This window comes from Exiguobacterium indicum HHS 31 (assembly GCF_001939065.1).
Classification (GTDB): domain Bacteria; phylum Bacillota; class Bacilli; order Exiguobacteriales; family Exiguobacteriaceae; genus Exiguobacterium_A; species Exiguobacterium_A indicum.
The window spans coordinates 1-977 of sequence record NZ_MPSZ01000023.1; the positions used below are offsets into that span (position 1 = coordinate 1).

10 tRNA genes are annotated in these 977 nt (G+C 48.2%); all 10 read right to left on the minus strand.

Annotated features, from left to right (window positions below):
• Nucleotides 1–24 precede the first annotated feature (24 nt).
• Nucleotides 25–101 (minus strand) — tRNA-Pro (locus N179_RS16725).
• A gap of 5 nt (nucleotides 102–106) precedes the next feature.
• A tRNA-Arg gene (locus tag N179_RS16730) sits at nucleotides 107–180 on the minus strand.
• Between the two features lie 6 nt (nucleotides 181–186).
• Nucleotides 187–273 (minus strand) — tRNA-Leu (locus N179_RS16735).
• Nucleotides 274–294: 21 nt separating this feature from the next.
• Nucleotides 295–369: transfer RNA gene (locus tag N179_RS16740), tRNA-Gly, on the minus strand.
• A 7-nt stretch (nucleotides 370–376) separates the two neighbouring features.
• Nucleotides 377–460 (minus strand) — tRNA-Leu (locus tag N179_RS16745).
• A gap of 7 nt (nucleotides 461–467) precedes the next feature.
• Nucleotides 468–543, minus strand: a tRNA-Lys gene (locus N179_RS16750).
• Nucleotides 544–566: 23 nt separating this feature from the next.
• Nucleotides 567–642: transfer RNA gene (locus N179_RS16755), tRNA-His, on the minus strand.
• Between the two features lie 11 nt (nucleotides 643–653).
• Nucleotides 654–729: transfer RNA gene (locus N179_RS16760), tRNA-Thr, on the minus strand.
• Nucleotides 730–737: 8 nt separating this feature from the next.
• Nucleotides 738–813 (minus strand) — tRNA-Phe (locus tag N179_RS16765).
• Nucleotides 814–823: 10 nt separating this feature from the next.
• A tRNA-Asp gene (locus N179_RS16770) sits at nucleotides 824–899 on the minus strand.
• Nucleotides 900–977: the final 78 nt, after the last annotated feature.

A 977-nucleotide genomic window follows, 5' to 3' on the forward strand; every position in this document is an offset into this window, starting at 1 on the left:
CCAATGTATTTCGTATGAAAATAATGGTCGGGAAGACAGGATTCGAACCTGCGACCCCTTGGTCCCAAACCAAGTGCTCTACCAAGCTGAGCTACTTCCCGAAAAGTGCACCCTGAGAGATTCGAACTCCCGACCCCTTGATTCGTAGTCAAGTACTCTATCCAGCTGAGCTAAGGGTGCATCATATGGTGCGGTCGAGAGGACTTGAACCTCCACGATGTTGCCACCACTAGGCCCTCAACCTAGCGCGTCTACCGATTCCGCCACGACCGCATAATGCTATTCAAATATAAATGGAGCGGAAGACGGGATTCGAACCCGCGACCCCGACCTTGGCAAGGTCGTATTCTACCACTGAACTACTTCCGCATATAAATGGTACGGGTGAAGGGACTTGAACCCCCACGTCAAAGACACTAGATCCTAAATCTAGCGCGTCTACCAATTCCGCCACACCCGCATAAAAATGGTGTGTCATGCAGGATTCGAACCTGCGACCCTCTGATTAAAAGTCAGATGCTCTACCAACTGAGCTAATGACACATAAATGATATGAAGTTAAAAAATGGGGCGACTGATGGGAATTGAACCCACGAATGCCGGAATCACAATCCGGTGCGTTAACCACTTCGCCACAATCGCCAAAATAAAAATGGTGCCGGCAACAGGAGTCGAACCCGCGACCTACTGATTACAAGTCAGTTGCTCTACCAGCTGAGCTACACCGGCAAAAGAAATGGTGGCTTTGGACGGAATCGAACCGCCGACACAAGGATTTTCAGTCCTTTGCTCTACCAACTGAGCTACAAAGCCGATATTAAAATGGCGGTCCTGACGGGATTCGAACCCGCGATCTCCTGCGTGACAGGCAGGCATGTTAACCGCTACACCACAGGACCGTTTAAGTATAAGGTGACGACTTCTATAATGATAAAACATCTATGTAAGTCTGTCAATTGTTTTATTAAAAAACAAAA